The sequence below is a fragment of the Martinezella calliandrae genome (genome assembly GCF_030272695.1).
Lineage (GTDB): Bacteria > Pseudomonadota > Alphaproteobacteria > Rhizobiales > Rhizobiaceae > Rhizobium > Rhizobium calliandrae.
This window is the reverse complement of the sequence record NZ_JARFYN010000001.1, coordinates 169911-194214: the sequence shown is the minus strand read 5'-3', so window position 1 is coordinate 194214 and position 24304 is coordinate 169911. Positions and strand designations below refer to the sequence as shown.

Sequence of the window (24304 nt, the reverse complement as noted above, 5' to 3'; positions counted from 1 at the left end):
CTCGGAATGAGGAAATCGGTCTTAACGCGCTGCCCAGTTGGCGCCGCGGCGGAAGATGGTTTTCATCGGCGGCACGTCGAATTCCTTGGCCTGATGGCCGAGTGAGGAATAAAAGACGCGGCCCTTGCCGTATTTGCGCTTCCAGGCGACTGGCATGACGACGCCGTCGATCCAGTAGGCGTGGTCACCGGTGAAGGTCGTGGTTGCCAGCACTTCGTTCGACGGGTCGACATGCATATAGTACTGTTCGGACGTGTAAGGGAAATCGGTGATCCCTTCCATGATCGGATCGTCTGACTTGGTGATGTTGACCGTATAGTCGATGATGTTGCCGGGATGGGCGACCCATTGGCCTCCGATGATGAACTGGTATTCCACGCTTTCGCGGAAGCTGTCACCGGCACCGCCGTGATAGCCGGCGATGCCGACGCCGCTTTCGATCGCGGCGGCGAGGTTCTTCACTTCTTCCTTCTCGATTTTGGACATGGTGACGATCGGCACGATCAGGCTGAGGTCATGGATCGACGGATCGGCAAAGGCTTCGGTGCTGTTTTCGAGGTAGACCTTGAAGCCATCCTCCTGCAGCATGTCGCGGACGATATGGGCGCATTCCTGCGGTTCGTGGCCGCTCCAGCCGCCCCAGACGATAAGTGCTTCACGCATAATAGTTCTCCAATGAATTAGCGACCGATCTTGCCGTCCACGAGGGATTCGGAAAGCGGGGCCGGACGTTCTGTCTTGGTGGTGATGGCAACCGTGCGACCGGTGTCGGATGCGGTCTGAAAAGCTTCCATGACTTCGAGCACATGCAGCGCCAGGCTGCCATTGGCGCGATGCGGCCGATTCGAGCGGATGGCATGCGCCAGATCGGCGACGCCAAGCGAGCGATAGTTGCCGTCGGCATAGGGGGCCGTGACTTCGCGTTCCTCAAACTGGCCGCCCTTCTTGAGGTATTCGACCGGGCCGGCGAAGCGGTTCGGGTCGGGCACGATCAGCGTGCCCTCGGTGCCGTAAACTTCGAGCGGCACATGCTTGTGGCCGGCGACGTCGAAGCTCATGCCGATCTGAACTACAGCGCCGTTGGCGAAGGCCATGACGCCCGCGACGTGGGTCGGCACATGCACCGGGATGCGCTCGCCGTTACGCGGCTCGCTGGTGATGATGCGTTCCTTGCGCGGGGTCACTGCAAAGCCTGCCACCTGGGAAACCGGACCGAGCAGATTGACGAGGTCCGTAATGTAATAGGGACCCATGTCGAGCATCGGGCCGCCGCCGACTTCGTAATAGAAAGCCGGATTTGGGTGCCATCGTTCATGGCCGGGGCACATGAAGGTGGCGGTGCCGCCGACCGGAATGCCGATCGCGCCTTCGTCGATGACGGTACGTGCCGTCTGATGACCGCCGCCGAGGAAGGTGTCGGGAGCCGCGCCGATGCGCAGGCCCTTGGCAGCAGCGGTATCGGCGAGCCTTTTGCCATCGGCGAAGTTGATGCCGAGCGGTTTTTCAGAATAGGTGTGCTTGCCGGCTTCGAGCGCCTGCAGGCCGACGGCGACATGCGCCTTCGGGATCGTCAGGTTGACGATGATCTCGATCGTGGGATCAGCGAATAGTGCGGCAACGTCGACGGCTTTCAGGCCGAATTCGGCGGCCTTGGCTTCGGCAAGTTCGCGATTAAGATCGGCGACCCCTTTGATGTCGAGAATGGGAAACGATTTCATCGCGGTGAGATAGGCGCCGGAAATGTTTCCGCAACCGATGATGCCGATACCGACCTTTTCCATAAAACTTCCTCCAAATGAAGTGTCTGTGCATACCTTACGGGGTCAGAGCGCCGGTGCCGGCCCTGTCGTTCCCCAAGGAGATTCGTAGAGTTCGCGCAGCGCGACCACAGCCGCGCCCTGCGCCCAGGTTTCATCCGTCGACTGGTCGAAGACGAGTTCGGTCACGCCCTTAATCGATGGCGGAATCGCCAGGGAATAGGCGTCCCGAAGGCTGTCAAGGAAGGGTTGGCCAAGCGCCAGGCTCGATCCGACGAGGATAACGCGCGGCGGTGCGAACAAGGTGACGATATTGGCAAGCGCCATGCCGCAGGCTTCGCCCGCCCGGATCGCCGCGCTGATTAGGGTGTTGTCCTCGGCTGCAATCAATGTTTTCGCATGGGCCATACCGCGGCCGAGGCGAATGGCTTCAGCAAAGCGGCCGCCGTTCGGCTGGTCGCCCAGAATGGCGCTTTCGCCCGCCAGGCTCGCGAGCCTGATCATGCCCTGCGGCCCGATGCCGAGCGCGAGGTCACCGAGATTGTGGCTCAAGCCGCCGGCGCCGCGAAACAGTTGACCGCCATGCAGCACGCCAAGGCCGAGCGTCTGTTCCAGTGACACCAGCACCATGTCGTCGAGATCTTTCGCCTTGCCGAACCAGTGATGCGCAAGCGTGATGGCATGCGCATCACTCTCAACGATGGTGGTAACGCCCAGTCGCTCGGACATGTCCTTGGCAAAGTCGACGCCATTTTCGCGGAAGATAGGGCTGGAGCGCACATGGCCAGTGCGGTGTTCGATAACGCCGGGCAGGCCGAGACAGACCGAATCAATTTCATCGAGCGCCAGATCTGCATCGACCACGCAGCGACGCACCCCATCTTCGATCAGATCAGTGATGACGTTGATCGGCTGTCGATCGACCCGAAGGGCGAGCGTCAGAGTCGACAGCACTTCGCCACGGAAATCGGCAACGACGAAGACCATCCGGTTGGCTGCGATTTTTGCGCCGACAACGCGGGCGGCGTCTGGATTGAGTTCCAGCATGACGCGCGGCCGGCCACGGGCCGCGGCTTCCCGCAGGTCGCCTTCGGTACGCGCCAGGATCAGGCCGTCATCGAGTAGCGAAGCGGTGATTGCCGAGACCGTGGTAGTCGAAAGCTGGGTGCGTTCGCTGATTTCAACACGCGCGATTGAGCCCGCCCGCCGGATCGTATCCAGTACGTTGAAGCGGTTTATCGCTCGCATAAGCTCGGGGTCTGCTGTTTTCATGAGAATGTTGCCGAATGATAATTCCGCTTGGCTATGAGCCTGATATTTTTGACGGGATACGAATTAAATAGCCTATGCTTATCGCCCAATGTCAAGCCGCTTTCGGGCGTTTTTGCCTAAAATTTGGGAATGGCGGTTGACATTTCAGCAAAGCTCCGTTGAATTAATCCGCATAAGGGAAAAATTAATTGAAGCTCTTGTTCCCTTCGGAGGAGAAAATCATGCTGTATGAACGTGGGGCGAAAGCCCTTCGCGGAGCGCGTATCGCGGCCATTGCCGCCGCGACGGGGCTTTCGATTCTTGCCGGCGCTACCAGCGCGGCTGCGGATACCGTCGTCAAGTGGCTGCACCTGGAGCTCGATCCGAACTACATCGCCATCTGGCGCAAGATCGCCGATCAGTACGAAGCCAAGCACCCGGGCGTGAAGATCGAGATGCAGTTCCTGGCGAACGAAGCCTTCAAGGCCAAGCTACCGACTCTGCTGCAATCGAAGGATGCGCCGGACTTCTTCTATAGCTGGGGTGGTGGTGTGCTGAAGCAGCAGGAGGAAACCGGTACGCTGATGGACCTGACCACGGCAATGAACGCCAAGGACGGTGCCTGGCTGAAGACCTATAACCCGGCTGCCATCAAGGGCCTGACCTTCGACAACAAGATCAGCGCAGTGCCATTCAAGCTCGGCACCGTTTCCTTCTTCTACAACAAGGCGCTCTTCGCCAAGGCCGGCGTCGATGCCACGGCCATCAAGACATGGGACGACTATCTGGCCGCGGTCAAAAAGATCAAGGCTGCCGGCATCGTGCCGATTGCAGGTGGTGGTGGCGAGAAGTGGCCGATCCATTTCTACTGGAGCTATCTGGTGATGCGTGACGGCGGCCAGCAGGTCTTCACTGCGGCCAAGACCGGCCAGGGCAATGGCTTCAACGACCCGGCAATCGTCAAAGCCGGCGAGCAGCTCGCAGAGCTCGGCAAGCTCGATCCGTTCCAGCCCGGTTATCTTGGCACCACCTGGCCGCAGGCGCTCGGAGTCTTCGGTGACGGCAAAGCTGCGATGATCCTTGGTTTCGAAAACACTGCCGCCAACCAGCGCACCAATGCGGGCGACGGCAAGGGTCTGGCCGACGACAATATCGGCCGCTTCGCCTTCCCGGCGGTCACGGGCGGCGCCGGCCTTCCGACCGATACGCTCGGCGGCCTGAATGGCTGGGCCGTGACCAAGAAAGCTCCGCCGGAAGCGCTCGACTTCCTGGCCTATCTGACCAATCCGGACAATGAGCGCATCATGGCGCAGGCCGGCATGATCATTCCGGTGACGATCGGTTCAGAAGACGGCGTCAAGAGCCCGCTGATGCACGCATCGGCCGAGCAGCTGGCGCATTCGACCTGGCACCAGAACTTCTTCGACCAGGATCTGGGCCCCTCCGTCGGTCGTGTCGTCAACGACATCTCGGTCGGCATCGTTTCGGGTCAAATGACGCCCAAGGATGGCGCGCAGCAGGTCCAGGACGCCTTCGAGCAGGACCAGCTCTAACGCCCACGGGCGCCGGCAACTCCCCCTGGCCGGCGCCTTTTTTCTTTTGAATTACAAAGTCGAGACTGCCAATGACCGATGTCAGCGCAACGACCGCCATACCGCCCATAGCCAGAGCGAAACCCGCAGCGAGGCGAAAATCACCGGCCGCACGCGGTCGGATGCCTGTCATCCTGCTGTTCCTGCCGCCGGCGGTGCTGCTTTTCACCATCTTCGTCATCCTGCCGATGGGAGAAGCTGCCTGGTACAGCCTCTACAAATGGAACGGCTACGGCCCGCCGACAGAATTCGTGGGCCTGCGCAATTTCCAGGTTCTCTTCAAGAACGACGCCTTCCTGACGTCGCTCAAGAACAATGCGCTGATCATCCTGGTTTCGATTGCCGTTCAGGTGCCGCTTGCCATCTGGCTGGCGACGATGCTGGCAAACCGCATTCGCGGCGTCGTGCTCTTCCGGCTGATCTTCTTCCTGCCCTATGTGCTGGCCGAAGTGGCCGCCGGCCTGATCTGGCGCTTTGTCTATGACGGCGACTACGGCCTGTTTGCTGCCATCTCGCACTTTCTCGGCACGGCCACGCCCTATGTGCTCGCCGACAAGAATCTGGCGATGTATGCGGTTCTGGCGGTGATCGTGTGGAAATATTTCGGCTTCCACATGATGCTGTTCATTGCCGGCCTTCAATCCCTGGACAAGAGCGTGCTGGAAGCCGCCGAAATCGACGGCGCCACCGGCTGGCAGAAATTCCGCTATGTCACCCTGCCATTGCTCGGCTCGACGCTGCGTCTGTCCGTCTTTTTCGCTGTCGTCGGCTCGCTGCAGCTTTTCGATCTGATCATGCCGCTTACCGGTGGCGGACCATTCAATTCGACGCAGACCATGGTGACCTTCCTCTACAATTTCGGCGTCACCCGTATGCAGGTCGGCCTCGGCAGCGCCGTCGGCGTCGTGCTGTTCGTCATCTGCGTCACCCTCGCGTTCGGCTACAAGCGGATATTTATGCGCCATGACTGATATGACTTCATCCGTTCGCATGACCACCGGCACGAAGATCTATCTCTACGTGTCGCTGACCATCATCGCCGCCATCGTGCTGATTCCGTTGTTGACCACGGCGCTCGGCGGTTTCAAGTCGCTTGGCGATCTCAGAACCAATCCCTTCGGCCTGCCCGCGGAGTGGCATTTCGAGAACTATGCCGGCATCCTGTTCGGCGATCGCTACTGGCGGCAGATGATGAACTCGCTGATCATCGCCGTCCTGACGGTGTTCCTGACGGTCACGGTGTCGGCCATGGCAGCCTTCGCCTTCGCGCATGTGAAGTTCTTCGGCTCGAACTTCCTGCTGAATTATTTCCTGATCGGCCTCATGTTCCCAGCGGCCACCGCGATCCTGCCGCTGTTCATCCGGATCCGCGATCTCGGCCTGCTCAATACCTATTGGGGCGTGGTGCTGCCGCAGGTGGCTTTCGGTCTCGGCATGAGCATTCTTCTGTTTCGAAATTATTTTCGAAACCTTCCGGAAGAATTGTTCCAGGCGGCTTTCGTCGACGGTTGTGGCTATATCCGCTTCTTCTGGCACATCTCGCTGCCGCTCTCGCGCCCGATCGTCGCAACCGTCAGCATCATCTCCTTCGTCGGCAGCTGGAACAGCTACATCCTGCCGCTGATCATGTTGAATTCGGACTCGATCTACCCTTGGCCGCTTGGCATGATGGTCTATAGTGGCGAATTCGGCACAGAGTGGGAACTGGTGCTGGCGTTCATCACGCTGACCATCATGCCCACCATCATCGTTTTCTTCCTGGCGCAGAAGCACATCATCGCGGGTCTCACCGCCGGCGCCGTGAAATCCTAAGCCTTACCGGAGCAAAAAAGCATGGCATCCGTCGAACTTTCCAACATCCACAAAGCCTATGGCGCGCTGCCGGTCATCCACGATGTCTCGCTGGCGATCGGCGACGGCGAGTTCATTGCCCTTGTCGGGCCGTCCGGCTGCGGGAAATCGACCCTGCTGCGCATGATCGCCGGCCTTGAGGAAATCACCGACGGCGATGTGTCGATCGGCGGGCAGGTGGTCAATGCATTGACGCCGCGCGAGCGCAACATCGCCATGGTTTTCCAATCCTATGCGCTTTATCCGCACATGACGGTCGCACAGAATATGGGCTTCAATCTGAAACTGTCTGGCGAGACCAAGCAGGTGATCGAACAGCGGGTCAATGAGGCCGCACGCATGCTCGACCTCACCAAGCTGCTCGACCGCAAGCCTGCCCAGCTTTCCGGCGGCCAACGCCAGCGCGTCGCCATGGGTCGCGCCGTCGTCCGCAACCCTGCCGTCTTCCTGTTCGACGAGCCCTTGTCGAACCTCGATGCGAAACTGCGCGTGCAGATGCGCTCGGAGATCAAGGCGCTGCATCAGAAGGTGCAGACGACCTCGATCTATGTCACGCACGACCAGATCGAAGCGATGACGCTTGCCGACCGCATCGTTGTGCTGAACCAGGGGCGGATCGAGCAGCAGGGCACGCCGATCGACCTTTACCGGCAGCCGGCCAATCTCTTCGTCGCAGGCTTCATCGGCTCGCCGGCGATGAATTTCCTTGATGGGGTAGCGGATGGCGCTGACGGCTCGCCGGCCGTGCGGCTGAAGGATGGCACACAGGTCCGCATCGCGGGCGCGCGCAAGGTGAAGCCCGGCCAGACCGTCAAAATCGGACTTCGGCCGGAACATCTAAGCTTGACGGGCAATGGCTCGGCGCTCACCGGCCAGACATTGCTAGTCGAACCAACAGGCGCCCAGACCCACGTGCTGTTCGATCTTGCCGGCGAACAGGTGACGGCCGTCGTCGACGGCGAAGCCCCGGTTCGCTACGGCGAGCAATTGAAGGTCACTGTCAGCGCCGATCAGGTCTATGTTTTCGACAGCGGAAGCGGCTTGGCTCTTTAAGCGTCGATGTTTATGGCATCGACCCGGTCGGGGTAGAAGGCCATGTAATCCTTGATCTGGCTTACTGAGGCGTATGGATTTTCGTAGGTCCAGATCGCGTTTACCGAACGCTCGCCGCCGGCGGGAATACTATAATAGGAGCAATCGCCCTTATAGGGGCAATAGGTGGCGTGGTCAGTTTTCTTGAGCGCGGACATGTCGATGTCCCCGCGCGGTATATAAATGACCGCGCGATAGGTGGCTTCCTTCAGGGACAGCGCTTCACGCGTATCGGCGATAACCTTGCCGGCAACCGAAACCGTGACATGGGCCTGCTTGCTCTCGATGGTGATGGGATGATCGGGGCCGGGAATTTTGACCAGCTTTTCGGACATTCTTGCTCTCCTTATCTTTGACGATGGCGAGTTTGGTTTTGCCGTGCCTATGTGCCTGGCCCCTCGCCCGAACCCTCGCCCTGCATGGCGGAGAGAGGGGGTCTACGATGCGCCCCGCGCTACTCCCGCTTGAGGGGAAGATCGGTTGTCTTGCGCCGTCGTTCCCTCTCCCCGCGTGCGAATAGAGGGCTAGGGTGAGGAGCCATATACGGAACCGCGGCAACGCCCGACGCGCCCGACGATCCGAGTTCAAAATGCATATAGGAAGTGTTCAGCCGATTATCAGGCCCATGGCCTCTGTGTTTTCGGTGCGCCCCAGCGCAAGCCGTCCATCAGCAGCCGGACTAGACGGCGGGCACGGTCATGCCATTCCGGCGAATTGGGCATGGAATAGGTGCCGGACAGCGCCTGCAGCACATCGGTGCTGTCGACGTCGGTGCGGATCGAGCCGTCGGCCATCGCCCGTTCAATCAGGCCGCTCAGCGCGATCGGCACCTTGCCGTAGCTGTCGGCGAAGAGTGTGGAATTGCTGTTGAAAAGGATGCGCAGGCTGTCGCCCATGCCGCGCTTGGTGGCGATGTAACCGACGAAGCGGTGCATCCATTCTTCCAGCGCCTGATCCGGCGCACGTTCACGGGAAAGCTCCTCGGCGGCGTTGCAGAGCGCTTCGACCTCGTGGCGATAGACGACTTCGACCAGATGCTCGCGGGTCGGAAAATGACGGTAGAGCGTACCCACTCCGACGCCGGCGCGCCGCGCGATGTCTTCGAGGGAGGCGGCCGTGCCGTGGCTGGCGAAGGCTTCGGCCGCGACTTGGACAAGCTTGTCACGATTGCGTCGTGCATCCGCGCGTAGGGTTTTAGCGCCAGTCGGCGTGTCGCCCTTCAACTTTGACGATGGCCTGGAAGCCAATTTTCGCTCCATGCGGATTGCAACTTGACGATATCGAACAAGTCTCTAGGATTATAAACGGAGGCGCCTCCGTTTAATCTTGAGTACCAGAGAATTGTTATCTCATAAAGGGCCAGGATGCCATTGCTGTCTACTCGGAGGATCAACGACCGCAAAGGTGCTATCTTGCCTCGATACTCGACCACAAGCCGCACGCGCCGGTGAAAGCGGACGAGCCCGATGACCTGGCGCCGGTCAGGCTGACGTCAAGAATGGATGCCGTGACTGATTCCAATGATTGCAAGATGATGACCCGAACAGGGAGTGAGCTGATGACGACCATCCATCTCGATATCAATGGGCACGCGCACGAGCTTTTGCTCGATCCGCGTGTCACGCTTCTCGATGCGCTTCGCGAGCATCTCTGCCTGACAGGCACCAAGAAGGGCTGCGACCAGGGCCAATGCGGCGCCTGTACCGTCCATGTCGACGGCGAACGCGTGCTCTCCTGTCTGACGCTGGCCGCTCAGGCCGAAGGCCGCAAGGTCACGACCATCGAAGGGCTGGCGGCAGAAAACGGCGATCTACATCCGGTGCAGGCGGCATTTCTGAAGCATGACGCCTTCCAGTGCGGCTATTGCACGCCGGGACAGATCATGTCGGCGGTGGCCTGCATCCGCGAGGGCCATGCCGGCTCCGACGACGAAATCCGCGAATACATGGCGGGCAATCTCTGTCGGTGCGGAGCCTATCCGCATATCGTCGCCGCAGTGCGCGAAGCAGCGGAGGCCAGCCGATGAAAGAGTTTTCCTATCTCCGCGCTAGCTCCGTCGACGAAGCCAGGCAGGCCGCAGCCGCTTCCGGCACCATGCTGCTTGCCGGGGGGACGACGCTGCTCGACCTCGCAAAATGCGGCGTTGCCGAGCCACAAACGATGGTCGATATCAGCCATCTTGCCGGTCTCGATCAGATTGCAGTCACCGATCAGGAGGCCACAATTGGCGCGCTCGCGAAAATGAGCCGGGTCGCCGACGATGCCAATATCAAAGCGCAATTCCCGGCCGTTTCGGAGTCGCTGTCGCTTGCGGCCTCAGCGCAGATCCGCAACATGGCAACAATCGGCGGCAATCTGATGCAGCGCACGCGCTGCGCCTATTTCCGCGATACGGCGACCTTCCCCGCCTGCAATAAGCGCGCACCGGGTTCCGGCTGTTCGGCAATCGGCGGCGTTACGCGCAATCATGCCGTTCTCGGCACGAGCGAGGCCTGTATCGCCGCCAACCCCGGCGATCTGGCGGTCGCTCTGGTGGCTTTCGATGCGGTCGTGCATCTCGGCAGCCGTCAGGTCGCCGTCGATGATTTCTTCCTTTTGCCGGGAACGACCCCTGAGCGGGAACATGCGATCATGCCAGGCGAGATGATCACTGCGATAACCATTCCGACATCTTCGGCCGCGCGGCGTTCGACCTATCTCAAGGTCCGCGACCGCCAGTCCTACGAGTTCGCGACCGCCAGCGCCGCCGTCGGGCTTGACCTGGAAACGGATGGTCGAACGATCCGCGATATCCGGGTGGCGCTCGGAGGGGTTGCCACCAAGCCGTGGCGCGCCCACGCCGTCGAGGAGGCATTGAAGGGCCAGGCACTCGATGCGGACGCCGTAAAGCGCGCAAGCCTGCTCGCCGTTGAAGGTGCCGTCGATCATGGCGCCAATCATTACAAGATTGCGCTTGCGCCGCGCATAGTCGAGCGCGCCATCTTGAAGATGGGAGAATTGGCATGACCATCATGGAAAGCAGGAAGCACGGCGCTGCCGACGGCGCGCTCGGTGGGCGGCTGACCCGTCTGGATGGAACCGCGAAAATCAAGGGCGAGGCCGACTATGCGGTCGAGCACGATCTCGAGGGGCTGACCCATGCGGTCATGGTGCAAAGCACGATCGCTTCGGGCCGTATCAACCGCATCGACACGTCGGCGGCGGAAAGGGCGCCGGGCGTTCTGTTGGTACTGACTGCGGACAATCAGATGGCGCTAAATTCGGCAACCACCTGGATGGATACGCCCGGCCCGGAAGGTCCCTATCAGCCGTTGCTGCGCGAGATCACCTTCAGCGGTCAGCATGTCGCTGCTGTCGTTGCAGAGACCTTCGAACAGGCGACGGCTGCCGCGGCGTTGATCAAAGTCACCTATGAAGAAATGCCGGCCATCTTCAGCTTGGAGGATCCGAAGGGTGGCGAAGGTTTCCCCATCGATCTGATGACCAAGGAATGGGGCGATGCGGCTGCAGCGCTCGCGGCCGCGCCGGTCAAAATCGAAGCGGAATACAAGACGCCGCGCGAATACAACGTGCCGATCGAGCCGCATGGGTTGATCGCCAAATGGGACGACGACAGGCTGACCGTTTGGGAGCCAAGCCAGTGGATCGACGGCATGGCGCGGACCTATGCCGAATGGTTCGGCATTGCCTTCGAAAATGTACGGATGATCTCGCCCTATATCGGCGGCGGCTTTGGCTCAAAAGCATTTGCGCTTCCCCATGGCGCAGTCGGCATCATGGCGGCAAAAATGCTTGGCCGTCCAGTGAAGCTGGTCGTAACCCGGCCGCAGACCTTCACCGCCTTTGGGGGGCGGCCCGGCACGCGCCAGACGATCGCGCTGGGCGCGACCGAGGATGGCCAGCTTCTCTCCATCGTCCATAACAGTGCCAATGAGACCTCCATGGATGGCATGGCGGTCGAGCCTCTCGGTGTCGTCACCGCTCTCATGTACGCGACGCCCAATCTCTCGTCGCGGCAGAACGTCGTACGGGTAAACACCGTGACGCCTGGTGCGCTCAGGGCCCCGGGCGAAAATCCGAGCGCCTGGGGTATCGAAAGCGCCATAGACGAGCTTGCTTATGAACTGAACATGGACCCGCTGGAAATTCGGCTGAAGAATTATGCCGAACGGGATCAAGAAGCCGACAAGCCTTGGTCGACAAGGCAGTTGCGGCAGGCTTTCGACGCTGGTGCCAAGACTTTCGGTTGGGCGAAGCGTTCTCATGCGCCGCGTTCCATGCGCGACGGCAAGCACCTGATCGGCTGGGGTGTTGGCGCCGGCACCTACCCGGTGCGCCGCACCCCCGGCGAAGCGCTCGTACGTATCCTGGCCGACGGATCGGCGGAGGTGGCGAGCAGCGGCATCGACATGGGCCAGGGCACCTATACGATCCTGGCGCAGACGGCGGCGGAAACACTCGGCATTCCGGTCGAGCAGATCCGCGTCAAGCTCGGCGATTCCGCCCTACCGCGTGCCCCCGTCGCCGGCGGTTCGCAGCTCGCCAATCTGATGACCGGCGCCGTCTACAAGGCGGCGATCGCCGCTCGCGACGAGCTGGTAGGGCTGGCGATCAACGATCCCAACTCGCCGTTCCGCGATCTACAGGCCAATACGCTGACGATTTCGCAAGGCCGCATCCTGCCGCCGCGCGAAGGCGGCGAAGGCATCGCCATTGCCGAGCTACTGCGGCAAATCGGTCGTGACAAGATCGAGGTGCTGCGCAACACGCTGCCGGAAGACAAGCAGAGCAAGGCGGATCACTATCGCAACTTCTCGACTATCGCGACCATGCAATCACCGACGGACGGCGACTATTCGCTGCATAGCTGGTGCGCCCACTTCATCGAAGTCCGCGTCGACGAGGATTTCGGCACCGTGCGCGTTTCGCGCGTCGTCTCGGCGCTCGATTCCGGCAGGCTCTACAATCCGAAGCTTGTCGAAAGCCAGTGGAAAGGCGGCATTATCATGGGTATCGGTCAGGCGCTGCTCGAGGAGGGCATTGTCGATCACCGCTATGCCCGGGTCATCAACAACAATCTCGGCGATTATCTCGTACCGACCCATGCCGATATCCCCGACATCGAAGTGATCTCTGTCGGCATCCCTGATCCCCACGCCTCCGTGCTCGGCGGCAAAGCAGTCGGCGAACTCGCGATCGTCGGTGTGGCGCCGGCGATTGCCAATGCGGTTTTCCATGCGACGGGAAAGCGGATACGCGAGCTGCCGATTTCGTTGGAGAAGCTGTTATAGTTATTCGGGATGGTCGGGCGAATCCGCCGCAGTCGCACTTGTTATGCCCGGCCCCTCGCGCTGGCCCCCTCTGAGAGGACGACAGCGCAAAATAATCGGCCTCACTGCCTGAACAGAAGCGGTGCCCGACGCATTTTAGACCCCCTCTGGGGTGAGGGGCCCGACAATCACGCGCGGCGCAATCACGCTCGCCAGGCCATTCCCCACTCGATCACTCACCCCAGAGGTAGGATCAGCACATCGCGTGCCGGGACCTTAACGCGGCCGCCGTCATGCACAGCGCCGACGGGCCAGACCGCCTTACCGGATTTAAGCGTTCCAACGGCGAGTTCGACTTCCGTCATCTGCGCGGTGCGGATCGGATTGACCAGCCAGAGGAAACTGCCTTTTTGTCCTTCGTGGATACGGGCAAACAACGCGGCATTGGAGAGTTTTACGTGCCCCGCCTTGTCGCTCCAGCGGAAGAGCTCGGCAAAGAAGGCGCCATTCGCCCGACCCTCGCTGCGGTAATAGGCGACGGAAGGATTGGTGCCGATCAGCAGGGTGCTTCCCTTGCCGAAGCAGTGTTCGACAGCGGCGAGGCGTCCGTCGCCGAAATTGCCGCGAGCCGTGCCTCCGGCGAGGCCATCGCCGTTAACCTGCAGGGCATGCTTGTATTTGCGCACGCCCAGTCCGGCACGGCATGGCCGAGTTCGGCGATGATGGTCGCGCTCCACATGAACCAGTGTCGGAAGATGTTGAGCCCATCCTCGCCGGCGACCTTGTAATCGCGTTCCCAATCGGCCTGCGGCGGATTGGACTTGCGGAAATAGACGGCTCCGTAGGGCAGTTGATTATCGTTTCTGAGCATGGCAGGGTCCTTCTTCAATCGGTCAGTCGGGCAAAGCTTCGCCGCCCGAAGGTCGCTTCAGTTCAGCAGTAATTGGTCTTGCGGGCGGCTTGTTTTCTTGAAGAGGTTCCGGGTTAGAGCGGCGTCTCCCTGACCATCATCGCGTCCTCACATTCGGTAGAGTCTCATCCAGCCGAGACCTTCCGTGGTGCCGGCCTTGGGCCTGTATTCGCAGCCGACCCAGCCGTCGTAGCCCAGGCGGTCGAGCTCGCTGAGGATGAAGCCGTAGTTGATCTCGCCCGTGCCCGGTTCGTTGCGGCCTGGGTTGTCGGCGAGCTGCACATGGGCGATGCGATCCATCAGTCGCTCGAAGGTCTGCATCAGGTCGCCCTGCATGATCTGCATGTGGTAAAAGTCATACTGGATATAGAGATTGTCGGAGCCGACCTTCTCGAGGATGCGCTCGGCATGATCTGTCGTCGACAGGAAAAAGCCCGGCATGTCGCGGAGATTGATCGGCTCGATCAAGAGTTTGATGCCAGCATCGGCCATCCGCGGCGCGGCGTAGCGGAGATTGTCGACCAGCACGCGTTCCAGCGTTTCGAGGTCGGCATCATCCTTAGGAACAAGGCCGGAGATGACGTTCAGCCGTTTGCAATCGAGGACTGCCGCATAATCGAGCGCTGCGGCCACTCCGTCGCGAAACTCATCTACACGGTCCGGCAGACAAGCAATGCCACGCTCGCCGCCGGCCCAATCGCCCGACGGCAGGTTGAAGAGCACTTGCGTCAGGCCGTTGGCCTTCAATGCATCGACTACCATTTCCTTGGGTTCGGCATAGGGTCCCAAATATTCTAGGCCCATGAAGCCGTCCCTCGCGGCCGCAGCAAAACGGTCGAGGAAAGGCAGGTCCTGATAAAGAAAGGAGAGGTTCGCGGAAAATTTCGGCACGTATTTCATCCTCAAAGAGCGGGTGCGTTGAAGCGCTGCCGATGCAGCATGCGCTTGTCGCGCGGATCGGGGTTCGGAACAGCGGAGATGAGACTCTTGGTATAGGCTTCGTTCGGCGCGGTGCAAATCTGTTCCGCCTCACCAATTTCGACGATCCTGCCGCGATGCATGACTGCCACCCGATCGCAAAAATAGCGGATCACGGAAATATCGTGCGAAATGAACAGGAAGCTGAGGTTCAGTCGTTTGCGGATATCAAGCAGCAGGTCGAGAATCTGGCTGCGGATCGAGACGTCGAGTGCCGAGGTCGCTTCGTCGGCGATGATGATCTTTGGGTCGAGGGCGAGCGCGCGGGCGATGCCGATGCGCTGGCGCTGGCCGCCGGAAAAGGCGTGCGGATAGCGCTCTATCATCATTGGGTCGAGGCCGACGAGGCGCATGAGTTCCCCGACGCGCGCTTCTAGCGCCTTGCCCTTGGCGAGGCCGTTGACAACCAGCGGATCGCCGATCACCTCCTTGACCGTCAGGCGTGGATTGAGCATCGGCTATCGAGGCCGGATGGAACGGTTCTACGGCGCACGCGAAATCATGGAAAAACGAGATGACGTGACGTTACATGTGATGGAATTCGAGGAGCAAGGCGGATTTGTGGATGCGTTGAAGGCGCTGAAGGCGAAAGGCATACACCCGACTGCCTTTTTCTGCGCTCACGACGGCTTGCGCTCACCGTGATGTCGGAGCTTCTTGGCCTTGGCTACCGGATTCCCGACGAGATTTCCGTCATCGGCTTCGGCGATTTCTCGCCTGCGACGCAGATATCGCCGCAATTGACGACCGTGCGTGTGGAAGGACAGGAGATCGGCATCGTCGGACTGCAATTGTTGTTAGAGCGCATCCGTACGCCGAAACTGCGCGAAGGGCCGGCGAGACGCGTACAGATCGCGTCCCGCATCATCGAGCGCCGCTCCGCCGGGCCGCCACGCAAGGCGCAGTAGTGCCCCGAAACTGCTTTAGGTCACCTGCGGCAATCTCCGCAACAACTTTGCCCATGCGGTCAAGCCGAGGCGGAAGTTGGCGAGGCGGAAGAACTCGTTAGGCGCGTGATAGTCTTCGTCCGATGTGGAGAAGGAGAAGAAGAACGCGTCGGTGCCGAGATGTTTGCGGAAGGAAGCACCGATTGGAATCGTCGCGCCCATGGCGACTCGCAGCGGCGGCTGGCCGAGCAATTCGCCGAGCACCTCTTCCGCCACCTGCAGCGCAGGCAGGTCGGGATCGATGAAAAAGGCTTCGCTGCCAGGTCCATGGCGATGGACATCGAGCGCGAAGCCGGCCGGCAGCCGGGCCTTCAGATGCCGGGTGACCACGTCGACGACATGGTCGGGAATCTGGCCGGCGACTAGGCGACAGGTGATCTTGACGCTCGCCGTCGTGGGGATGACCGTCTTGGTGCCCTTGCCTTGATAGCCACCGGAGATGCCGTTGAACTCCAGCGTCGGCTCCAGCCATTGCCGCATCAGCAGCTCACGGCCGCTTTCGATCGGGTCCGGCTTCGGCGAGCCGATCTCGCGGTAATAGGCATTAGCTTCGAAGTTTGCCGCCTCGATCGCCGCAATGATGCGGGCATCTGGCGAGCTGGTGTCATCGAGATAGCCTTCGACAGCGACGCGGCCGTCGTCTCCATGCAGCGACGCGATGAGCTTGGAGAGAGCGCTGATCGGATTGGGAGCACTGCCGCCATGGCGACCGGAATGCAGATCCTTGGAGGCGCCGGTGACCGTCACTTCGAAAGCGACCAGGCCGCGGCTGGCGACCGTCATCGACGGGCGGTCCGGACGCCACATCGCGCCATCGGCCGATATGACCAGATCGCAGCCGAGGCGGTCGCGATAGGTCTGCAGCGTGCCGTCGAAATGCGGGCTGCCGGATTCTTCTTCGCCTTCGATCAGCACCTTGAGATTGACCGGTAGGCCGCCTTCGGCACGCATATAGGCTTCCGCGACGAGGATCGGGATCAATAGCGGTCCCTTATCGTCGGAGACACCGCGAGCGTAAAGCCGGCCGTCGCGTTCGTCCGGCTCGAAGGGCTTCGTCTTCCACTTATCGAAGGGGTCAGGCGGCTGCACGTCATAGTGCCCGTAGACGAGGAAGGTCGGCAGATTGGGATCGGTGATGATCTCGCCGAAGACGGCGGGATGACCACCGGTTGCGAGCTGTTCGACATTGATGAAGCCTGCCCGCGTCAGTCGCTCGGCGACAAAGGCCGCTGCCTTGGCGATGCCGTCGGCATAGGCCGGATCGGTGCTGACGCTTGGGATGCGGCAGAAGGCCTTGAGGTCTTCCAGCGCCGCACCAAAATGCTCATTGAGATAGGTTTCGACGCCGCTCATTTGCCGCCATCCACGCTGATCACCTGGCCGGAGACCCAGCCGGCGAAGTCGGATGCAAAGAACATCACCATGGCAGCGATATCCTCGGGTTTGCCGAGCCGCTTCAGGGCAATGTTCTGCAGAAGTTTCGCCTGACCTTCCTCGGCCATTGCCTCCCATTGCCGTTCCGTGGTCGGGTTCGAACGGATGAAGCCAGGAGCGACATTGTTGACGGTGATGTTCCAGGGGCCGAGTTCATGGGCGAGCTGCCGCGTCAGACCGATCTGCCCGGCTTTGGCGCTGGCATAAGCCTGGATGCCGGTCAGCGAAATGCCGAGGCCGGCGCCGCTGGAAATATTGACGATGCGGCCGGATTTCTGGGCCTTCATGGTCGGCGCGACCGCCTGGGACATGAAGAAGGCGCCGGAGAGATTGACATCGAAGATGGTCTGCCAGTCGCTTGCGGAGATCTCCTCTATGGGACGGCCAATCTGGCCGCGCACGCCGCCGGCATTGTTGACGAGGACGTCGATCGTAACGGAAGCGGCCGCGATCTTGGCGACAGTTTCCTGCGCGGCGGTGCGATTGCCGACATCAAGGATGTGCGCCGTGGTCTTGCTGCCGCAAAGTTTCAACGTTTCCTCAAGGCCGGCTTCGTTAATGTCGCAGATATGAACCGTTGCGCCGCGGGCGGCGAAGCCTTGTGCAATGGCGCGGCCGAAACCGTGGGCGGCACCGGTGACGATGACGGTCTTGCCGTCGAAGGTAATGTTCACGCTGCTGCCCTCGCGAGATCATCGAGATTGGCGAGATCGAGCGGCCGTTTGCCGTCCTCGATCTCATGGATCATGGTCACGACCTTGGCCGCCAAAGGCGTGGGAACACCGAGCAAGCGACCGATTTCGACCACCGGCAACACCTGCGCATCGACTTCCGTCCTGCGCTTGCGGATGGCGAGATCGCGCCAGATGCCGGAATGGGATTTCGCCGACTTGCGGTTATGCACCACCATCTCATCGAAGGAACGCGCAGTCTCCCCCGCCGGGGCAGAAGGGGCAAATGCGGCCGGATCGAAGCCGTTGAAGGCTTCGGTCACAATGTGCTGAGCTTCTGCCACCTTTCCGATTTCGTGCGCGAGCTTTGTCAGCACCGGCCGATAGGCTGGGTTGGCGAGCACGTCGGCAATGCTGTCGTTGGTCAACGCCGTTCCGAACAGCAGCGCGCCATAGATCAGCTTGCCCCAGAGGTAGCCCCAGATATTGTCGGTCAAAACAGCTTTCGGCTCGAACTGCGACATCAGCGCATGGATTGCCTCGATGCGCGGCGTTCGCTTTCCGTCGAGTTCACCGACGACAACGGCGCCATAGCCGCTATAGTGCACCACGCCCGGTTCGAGATAATCCGCGCCGAAATTGACGAAGCAGCCGACGACACGCTCTTTGCCGATAATAACTGCCATGACGTTCTCGTTCAGACCGTTCTGGGCCGAGACGACATAGCCGTCGGCGGCGATATGCGGCTTGAGCGCAGTGGCGGCAGCCGCCGTATGATGAGCTTTGACGCAGAGGAAGATGCGGTCGAACGTGCCTTCGAGCTCTTCCGGCAGATAGGCCTTGGCCTTGACGGTGTCCTGATAGATCGGACCGTCTATCCGCAAGCCTTCGGCGTTGATGGCCGCGACATGGTCGGCGGCGCTGTCGACGAAGATCGCCTCATGCCCGGCGCGAATGAAGGAAGCGCCGAGAGTGCCGCCGATTGCGCCGGCGCCCCAGATCAGGATCGGTTTGGTCATGCCCATGCTCCTTCGAGCAGGGCGCGGGTTTCCTTGACCGCGACATCCCAGATCGCCTGCATTTCCTCATCCGACCGCTTGTAGTAACCGCCAAAATTGCCGTCGCCGAGAAGCGTCTTGACGCCGGCGGGCGACATGGCACGCATAAGGGCAAGGTCGACCATCGGCTTCTGCTGCGTCGGGAAAACGGTGCCGGGCAGGCGCGTCCAAGCAAAGTTCTCCATCCACGACGCGTGCGAGGCAACGGTGTCGATCTCCTGGACCTTCGCAAAGGTCTGCGGCGCGTTCCACCAATTGTGGAATTTAACGGATGTATCCGGGTTGTCGGCCATCCATTCGGCGGCGAGGCTGCCTGCCGGCTGGTTGCCGCCATGGCCGTTCACGATCAAGATGCGGCGGAAGCCCTGCAGGCGCAGGCCATCGAGGATATCACGGACGATGCGGATGTAGGTTTCCTGGCGCAGGCTGATCGTGCCCGGAAAAGCGAGGAAATAGGGCGTGATGCCATAGGCGACGACCGGGAAAACCGGAATGCCGAGCAGTTCGGCCGCCTCGACGGCGACGCGTTCCGACAGAATCGAATCGACCGAAAGAGAAAGCTGGGCGTGCTGCTCGGTGCTGCCGAGCGGCAGGATCGCGCGGTCGTCATTCTTCAAATAGGCTTCGATCTGCTGCCAGTTGCATTCGGAAACTCTCATGATGTCTTCTCCTGTTCCCACTCTTATTCATTAGGACGCAACCCCGAAAATCACCGACCTTCAGCGGATGCATGCGCTTTTTCAAAGTGTTACTGCGTCTCTTCGACATCCGAGCGGACAGATGGCGCAGTTGTAGCTTCGAACGCCCGTTTTGCGACGGGCGTATCAGCCGACTGCGGCTGAATGCCTGCAGCGCGGAGGATGGGGACGATGACACGTTCGATATCGGCGATGTCGGGAGCGTGGCGGTATTCGATCGCCGCCATGCCTTGCGGCAGATGCGCGATGACGGCCTCCGCACCCGATGCATAGATTACGACGCTCGCGCGGGCGATCAGGGCGTCCAGCCCCGGCGTTTCCAGCGTACCGGCGGAAATTTCGCTGATATGCGGCGCAAAGCGCTGCACACCGCTTTTCATGATCGGCAGAAAATCCGGAAAGCGGGAGATGACCGCGATGGAGGCTAGCGAATCCAGCGAAGCCAGCGCCCTGCGCGTCTCTTCCGACGGCGTGAAGCTGACCGTCACGACCTTCGTGTTCGGCAGCAGCATCGCGACTTCGCGATGGCGGTTGGCAAAGGTGATGGCGAGATCTGCGGAATTGGCCCGAGCCTTGGCGTCCTTCTGGAGCTCGATGGCGGCGATGGTCAGCGGCTCGACTGTGACGCTACGGCCAAGGCGGGCGGCGATGAAGCGGGCATAGCTTGCCGTCGCATCGGGAAAGAGGCCGACCATGACGATGCGCATCCGCGGGCCGATGCTGTCGCGATAGAAGACCCGGGCGCTGACGAGCGAGACGAGTTCAGCCGAACGGATGCCGAGCGCGCGGGCTTCGTCGATCATCTGGTCGATATGGCGGTGCAATCCACTGGCATCGGCGCGGCCGGCAAGACGGGCCTGCAGGCTGTCGGTGACGAAGGTACCGGAGCCCTGCCGCGCATCGATCAGGCCTGCGGCCTTGAGGTCGGCATAGACCTGGCTTACGGTCATGGGCGCAACGCCGATTTTTTCCGCCAGCTCGCGTACCGACGGCAATATCTCGCCGGGGGTGAGCTCGCCGCAGGCAATGCCGTATTCGATGAGGCCGTGGAGCTGCGTACGCAATGGCACAGGCAGCTCGCGATCGACAAAGAACTCCATGAATGCCGTTCGTGTTAGCTGTTATAATCAATTGTGACAGTTATCCTGACGCCGCAGATGGAGCCTGTCAACTACTCCGAGATAGGATCCCGAACGGGCACGAATATAAGCAGCTTTTATGATCGCGTCACGCCAATCGCCTCCGCCTTTTGGGCCCTGAAAAAGCGGTTGACACCTAAAAGAACGCGTGAAATCGTTATATCCAATAATAACACTTAAAAGCGTTCACAAGAACAAGGGGAATTCCATGAAAACGATCGCCAAGGCGGCACTTGCGGCCGCACTACTGCTTAGCACCAGCCTCTCAGCATTGGCTGTCGAGCGCGGCGGCAATTTGACCTATGGTCGCTATGCCGACAGCCTGTTTCTCGATCCGGTGCTGAACGACGCCAACGTCGACATCTGGGTCCTGTCCAACCTCTATGATACGCTACTTCTGCCGACCGACGATGGTAAGGGCGTGCAGGCCGGCCTCGCCACGGCCTGGAAAATGGCTGATGACGGCTTGAGCCTGACCCTGACGCTGCGCGACGGCATCAAGTTCTCCGACGGCTCGCCGATCACTCCGGAGGACGTCGCCTGGTCGCTGAAGCGCGCGGCCAATCCCAAGAATGGTATCTGGAACTTTCTCATCAGCTCGATCGAAGACGTCACGACGCAGGGCGACAAGACCGTACTCATCAAGCTGAAGCACGCGGATCCGGCGATCCTGGCGGCGTTGACTGTGTTCAACACGGCGATCCTGCCGCAAAAGGCGTTTGAAGCTTCGGCCGGCGCGACCGATGCCGACAAGGCGAAGAGCTTCGGCGATCACCCGATCGGCTCCGGTCCTTTCATGCTGAAATCCTGGGACCGCGGTTCCGACATGAAGCTGGTACGTAACCCCTATTATTGGGGCGTTGGCGAAGACGGCAAGCCGCTGCCTTATCTCGACAGCATCGACTTTCAGGTGATTCCGGATGACGCGACCCGCATTCTGAAGCTCAATTCCGGTGAACTCGACGGCGCCGAATTCATCCCTTATTCGCGTGTTGATGAGCTCAAGTCGGCTGACAATCTCAACATGCAGCTCTTCCCCTCGACGCGCGTCCAATACATCACGTTGAATGTGCGACCGCAGCTCGGCGGCAAGGACAATCCCCTGTCGAATTCCAAGGTCCGCCAGGCGATGAACTATGCTGCCAACAAGGATGCGATCATCCAGATCGTCACCCACGGCGTCGGCTCGCCGATGACGTCTTTCATGTCGTCGGCGACGCCGCTGCACTCCGGCGACAAGCCGCTCTATCCCTATGATCTCGACAAGGCGAAGGCGCTGATGAAGGAAGCCGGCTTCGAGAAGGGCTTCGCGACCAGCTTGCTCGTTCTCGCCGGCAACCAGGACGAAATCGGCATCGCCACTGCGCTGCAGCAGATGTGGGCGCCGCTCGGCATCAAGCTCGAGCTGCAGCAGGTCGACAATGCGAGCCGCACGCAGCAATATCGCGACGGCATCTTTACGATGCGCGAAGCCGCCTGGACGGACGATATTGCCGATCCGAACGAGATCACCTCCTACTTCGTCTATTCGCCAAATATCCAGGCGCTGCATTCCGGTTGGAAGAACGACGAGGCCGACAAGTTGTTCGAGGCTTCGCAGAAGGAGATCGATGTGAAGAAGCGCGCCGAGGAATACGCGCGCATCCAGGAGATCTACACCGCCGATGGGCCGATCGTGCCGCTCTATCAGACGCCATATCCGGTGGCTCTGAACAAGAAGGTGAACGGCTTCCTGCAGATTCCACTCGGCAACAATATCTTCACCAAGACCTGGCTCGCCAAGTAAGGTTCGATATCATCGGTGCGGCGAGCTCAGGCTTGCCGCGCCGATAATCGTTTTACCGGAAATGCGGGAGCGGCGATTTGCCACTTTTCAGTTACGTAGTCCGTCGCATTCTCCAGATGATCCCGACCGTGGTGTTCATCCTGGTGATCACCTTTGTCCTGATCCGGCTCCTGCCTGGCGATCCCGCCAGCGCCATGCTCGGCGACCGTGCCCTTGATGCCGACGTGATACGCATCAATGCGAGCCTCGGTCTCGACAAGCCGATCATCGTGCAGTTCCTCTATTTCGTCGAACGGGTCTTCACCGGTGATCTCGGCAATTCCATCACGCTGAAGCTTCCCGTCATGACGCTGATCCTGCAGCGCCTACCGGTGACGCTGATGCTAATCAGCATGGCGGCTGTCATCGCGCTGGTGCTCGCCGTACCTCTTGCCTTTGTGGCCGCGCTGAAGCGCGAGCAGGCATCGGATGCAGCCATTCGCGGCGTCTTCCAGGTCGGCCTGTCGATGCCAGTTTTCTATATCGGTATCCTGCTGCTGACCTTGTTTGCCGCACATCTGAAGTGGTTCCCGGTCGGCGGCTTTGGCGATACATTCGGCTCAAAGCTCTACCACCTGTTCCTGCCGGCGCTGACGCTGGCCGTCAGTTTGGCGGCGATCCTCATGCGCAACTTGCGCGCTGCCATTATCGGCGTCATCAATGCGGAATATGTCGAATTCGCCCGCGCCAAGGGCCTGCGCACCCGCATCATCCTGTTTCGCCATGTGCTGCGCAATGCGCTGATCTCGACCATCACCCTTTTCGGCCTGCAGATCGGTTCGCTGCTCGGCGGCGGCGTCATCACCGAAACCGTGTTCGCCGTACCCGGCGCCGGCCGGCTGATGATCGACAGCATCTACGGCCGTGATTACCCCGTCTTGCAGGGGCTCACGATCGCGCTCGCCATACTGGTGTCGCTGACCTTCCTCGTCACCGATATCGTCCAAGCCTGGCTAGATCCGAGGATTGCCCGATGAGTGCCGTCACCAACGAAATCGCCGCCTCGAGGAAGGCGCGTCGGCGGGCGCGAGCGCTGCCGCGCACGCTGATTTCCGGCGGTATCATCCTTATTGTCAGCATGGCAATTGCCTTTTTCCCGTCGCTGTTTGCGCCCTATGATCCAACTGCCTTCGATTACAACGCGCTCTTGAAGGCGCCGAGCTGGGCTCATCCCTTCGGCACCGACAGTTTCGGCCGCGACGTTTTTTCGCGCGTCATTCATGCCTATACGATCAATATGCAGATCGCGATTTTCGCCACTGTCGGCCCCTTCATTTTCGGAACGCTGATCGGAGCGATCGTTGGCTATCTCGGCGGTGTCGCCGAGGCGATCTTCGGCCGAGTCGTCGATGCGGTCGTCACCTTCCCATTCCTGGTGCTGGTGATTGCCGTCGTCTCGGTTCTCGGGCCGGGTCTCGGCAACATGTATATCGCGGTCGGCGTTGTTGGCTGGGTTTTCTATGCGCGCTTGGTGGCGGCTGAAATAAAAGTGCAGAAACGGCTAGATTATGCCGATGCCGGTCGCGTCATGGGTTACACGCCGGCACGCATCATTTTCCGCCATCTCCTGCCCAACGCCATCACGCCGGCGATCGTCTATTGGATGACCGACATGGCGCTCGCCATCCTGCTCGGCTCCAGCCTAGGCTATCTCGGCCTCGGCGCTCAGCCGCCGGCGGCCGAATGGGGTGTGCAGATCGCCGACGGCAAGAACTACATGAACACCGCCTGGTGGATCTCGGTCTTCCCGGGCGTTGCGATCGTGGTGACCGGGCTTGGCTTCAGCCTCTTGGGCGACGGCTTGGCCGAACTGTTGAGGGTGCGGCGATGA

Annotated in this window: 21 protein-coding genes and 3 pseudogenes; 11 read left to right on the top strand and 13 right to left on the bottom strand. The window is 60.7% G+C overall.

Annotated elements, in window-relative coordinates:
* Positions 1 to 21 precede the first annotated feature (21 nt).
* Genes PY650_RS00930 through PY650_RS00920 form a run of 3 tightly spaced genes read right to left on the bottom strand, consistent with a single transcriptional unit; the run spans position 22 to position 3029 of the window.
* The gene (locus tag PY650_RS00930) at positions 22 to 663 is read right to left on the bottom strand and encodes a ThuA domain-containing protein (protein ID WP_285877201.1); all 642 of its coding nucleotides are present in this window, start codon (positions 661 to 663) and stop codon (positions 22 to 24) included.
* 17 nt (positions 664 to 680) lie between these two features.
* Positions 681 to 1781, bottom strand: coding sequence for a Gfo/Idh/MocA family protein (locus tag PY650_RS00925; RefSeq protein ID WP_285877200.1), 1101 nt, complete (start codon positions 1779 to 1781; stop codon positions 681 to 683).
* Between the two features lie 42 nt (positions 1782 to 1823).
* Positions 1824 to 3029, bottom strand: a complete 1206-nt coding sequence (locus tag PY650_RS00920; protein ID WP_285877199.1) for an ROK family transcriptional regulator — start codon at positions 3027 to 3029, stop codon at positions 1824 to 1826.
* 221 nt (positions 3030 to 3250) lie between these two features.
* Here PY650_RS00920 and PY650_RS00915 point away from each other — a divergent pair, with 221 nt between their 5' ends.
* The 4 genes from PY650_RS00915 (at position 3251) to PY650_RS00900 (ending at position 7504) form a co-directional block, all read left to right on the top strand.
* Positions 3251 to 4561 carry an ABC transporter substrate-binding protein gene (locus tag PY650_RS00915; RefSeq protein ID WP_285877198.1) on the top strand — a complete coding sequence of 437 codons (1311 nt, stop codon included), beginning with the start codon at positions 3251 to 3253 and terminating at the stop codon, positions 4559 to 4561.
* Positions 4562 to 4632: 71 nt separating this feature from the next.
* Complete coding sequence (locus PY650_RS00910) at positions 4633 to 5571, top strand: carbohydrate ABC transporter permease (protein WP_285877197.1); 939 nt, start codon at positions 4633 to 4635, stop codon at positions 5569 to 5571.
* Complete coding sequence (locus PY650_RS00905; protein WP_285877196.1) at positions 5564 to 6412, top strand: carbohydrate ABC transporter permease; 849 nt, start codon at positions 5564 to 5566, stop codon at positions 6410 to 6412. Before PY650_RS00910 ends, PY650_RS00905 begins: the two co-directional genes overlap by 8 nt.
* Positions 6413 to 6433: 21 nt before the next feature.
* Complete coding sequence (locus PY650_RS00900) at positions 6434 to 7504, top strand: ABC transporter ATP-binding protein (protein WP_285877195.1); 1071 nt, start codon at positions 6434 to 6436, stop codon at positions 7502 to 7504.
* Here the strand turns inward: PY650_RS00900 and PY650_RS00895 are convergent.
* Together PY650_RS00895 and PY650_RS00890 are read right to left on the bottom strand one after the other, a co-directional pair.
* The gene (locus tag PY650_RS00895) at positions 7501 to 7878 is read right to left on the bottom strand and encodes a DUF427 domain-containing protein (protein ID WP_285877194.1); all 378 of its coding nucleotides are present in this window, start codon (positions 7876 to 7878) and stop codon (positions 7501 to 7503) included. The two genes, PY650_RS00900 and PY650_RS00895, sit on opposite strands and share 4 nt — an antisense overlap.
* A 282-nt stretch (positions 7879 to 8160) precedes the next feature.
* Entirely contained in the window at positions 8161 to 8790 is a 630-nt protein-coding gene (locus PY650_RS00890) for a TetR/AcrR family transcriptional regulator (protein ID WP_432761467.1), read from the bottom strand.
* A gap of 311 nt (positions 8791 to 9101) precedes the next feature.
* Between PY650_RS00890 and PY650_RS00885 the strand changes: the two genes are divergently transcribed.
* From PY650_RS00885 to PY650_RS00875, 3 genes are read left to right on the top strand one after another with little or no spacing between them, the layout of a single operon-like run.
* Entirely contained in the window at positions 9102 to 9569 is a 468-nt protein-coding gene (locus tag PY650_RS00885) for a (2Fe-2S)-binding protein (protein WP_285877192.1), read from the top strand.
* Positions 9566 to 10549 (top strand): FAD binding domain-containing protein, encoded by a 984-nt coding sequence (locus PY650_RS00880; protein WP_285877191.1) that lies wholly within the window; start codon positions 9566 to 9568, stop codon positions 10547 to 10549. Before PY650_RS00885 ends, PY650_RS00880 begins: the two co-directional genes overlap by 4 nt.
* The gene (locus PY650_RS00875) at positions 10546 to 12834 is read left to right on the top strand and encodes a xanthine dehydrogenase family protein molybdopterin-binding subunit (RefSeq protein ID WP_285877190.1); all 2289 of its coding nucleotides are present in this window, start codon (positions 10546 to 10548) and stop codon (positions 12832 to 12834) included. Before PY650_RS00880 ends, PY650_RS00875 begins: the two co-directional genes overlap by 4 nt.
* Positions 12835 to 13049: 215 nt before the next feature.
* On the opposite strand, the pseudogene PY650_RS00870 reads toward PY650_RS00875, so the two are convergent.
* The 3 genes and pseudogenes from PY650_RS00870 to PY650_RS00860 all read right to left on the bottom strand — a co-directional run.
* A pseudogene (locus PY650_RS00870) lies at positions 13050 to 13457 on the bottom strand (beta-galactosidase); the annotation flags it as partial.
* Positions 13458 to 13831: 374 nt separating this feature from the next.
* On the bottom strand, positions 13832 to 14614 hold the full coding sequence (otnI, locus tag PY650_RS00865; RefSeq protein ID WP_285877189.1) for a 2-oxo-tetronate isomerase: 783 nt from the start codon (positions 14612 to 14614) through the stop codon (positions 13832 to 13834).
* Between the two features lie 11 nt (positions 14615 to 14625).
* Positions 14626 to 15153, bottom strand: a pseudogene (locus PY650_RS00860) (ATP-binding cassette domain-containing protein); the annotation flags it as partial.
* A gap of 4 nt (positions 15154 to 15157) precedes the next feature.
* On the opposite strand from PY650_RS00860, the pseudogene PY650_RS00855 reads away from it, so the two are divergent.
* Positions 15158 to 15609: pseudogene (locus tag PY650_RS00855) on the top strand (substrate-binding domain-containing protein); the annotation flags it as partial.
* A 15-nt stretch (positions 15610 to 15624) separates the two neighbouring features.
* Here the strand turns inward: PY650_RS00855 and PY650_RS00850 are convergent.
* From PY650_RS00850 to PY650_RS00830, 5 genes are all read right to left on the bottom strand, one after another.
* Positions 15625 to 17001: a dipeptidase gene (locus PY650_RS00850; RefSeq protein WP_285877188.1), complete on the bottom strand. Its 1377-nt coding sequence runs from the start codon at positions 16999 to 17001 to the stop codon at positions 15625 to 15627.
* Entirely contained in the window at positions 16998 to 17756 is a 759-nt protein-coding gene (locus PY650_RS00845; protein ID WP_285877187.1) for an SDR family NAD(P)-dependent oxidoreductase, read from the bottom strand. The genes PY650_RS00850 and PY650_RS00845 overlap by 4 nt, the downstream gene beginning before the upstream one ends.
* Positions 17753 to 18772 (bottom strand): ketopantoate reductase family protein, encoded by a 1020-nt coding sequence (locus PY650_RS00840; RefSeq protein ID WP_285877186.1) that lies wholly within the window; start codon positions 18770 to 18772, stop codon positions 17753 to 17755. The genes PY650_RS00845 and PY650_RS00840 overlap by 4 nt, the downstream gene beginning before the upstream one ends.
* On the bottom strand, positions 18769 to 19470 hold the full coding sequence (locus PY650_RS00835; protein ID WP_285877185.1) for a creatininase family protein: 702 nt from the start codon (positions 19468 to 19470) through the stop codon (positions 18769 to 18771). Before PY650_RS00835 ends, PY650_RS00840 begins: the two co-directional genes overlap by 4 nt.
* Before the next feature lie 89 nt (positions 19471 to 19559).
* Positions 19560 to 20609, bottom strand: coding sequence for a GntR family transcriptional regulator (locus PY650_RS00830; RefSeq protein ID WP_285877184.1), 1050 nt, complete (start codon positions 20607 to 20609; stop codon positions 19560 to 19562).
* A 247-nt stretch (positions 20610 to 20856) separates the two neighbouring features.
* Between PY650_RS00830 and PY650_RS00825 the strand changes: the two genes are divergently transcribed.
* From PY650_RS00825 to PY650_RS00815, 3 genes are all read left to right on the top strand, one after another.
* On the top strand, positions 20857 to 22434 hold the full coding sequence (locus PY650_RS00825; protein ID WP_285877183.1) for an ABC transporter substrate-binding protein: 1578 nt from the start codon (positions 20857 to 20859) through the stop codon (positions 22432 to 22434).
* 77 nt (positions 22435 to 22511) lie between these two features.
* Positions 22512 to 23450, top strand: coding sequence for an ABC transporter permease (locus tag PY650_RS00820; protein WP_285877182.1), 939 nt, complete (start codon positions 22512 to 22514; stop codon positions 23448 to 23450).
* Entirely contained in the window at positions 23447 to 24304 is an 858-nt protein-coding gene (locus PY650_RS00815) for an ABC transporter permease (protein WP_285877181.1), read from the top strand. The genes PY650_RS00820 and PY650_RS00815 overlap by 4 nt, the downstream gene beginning before the upstream one ends.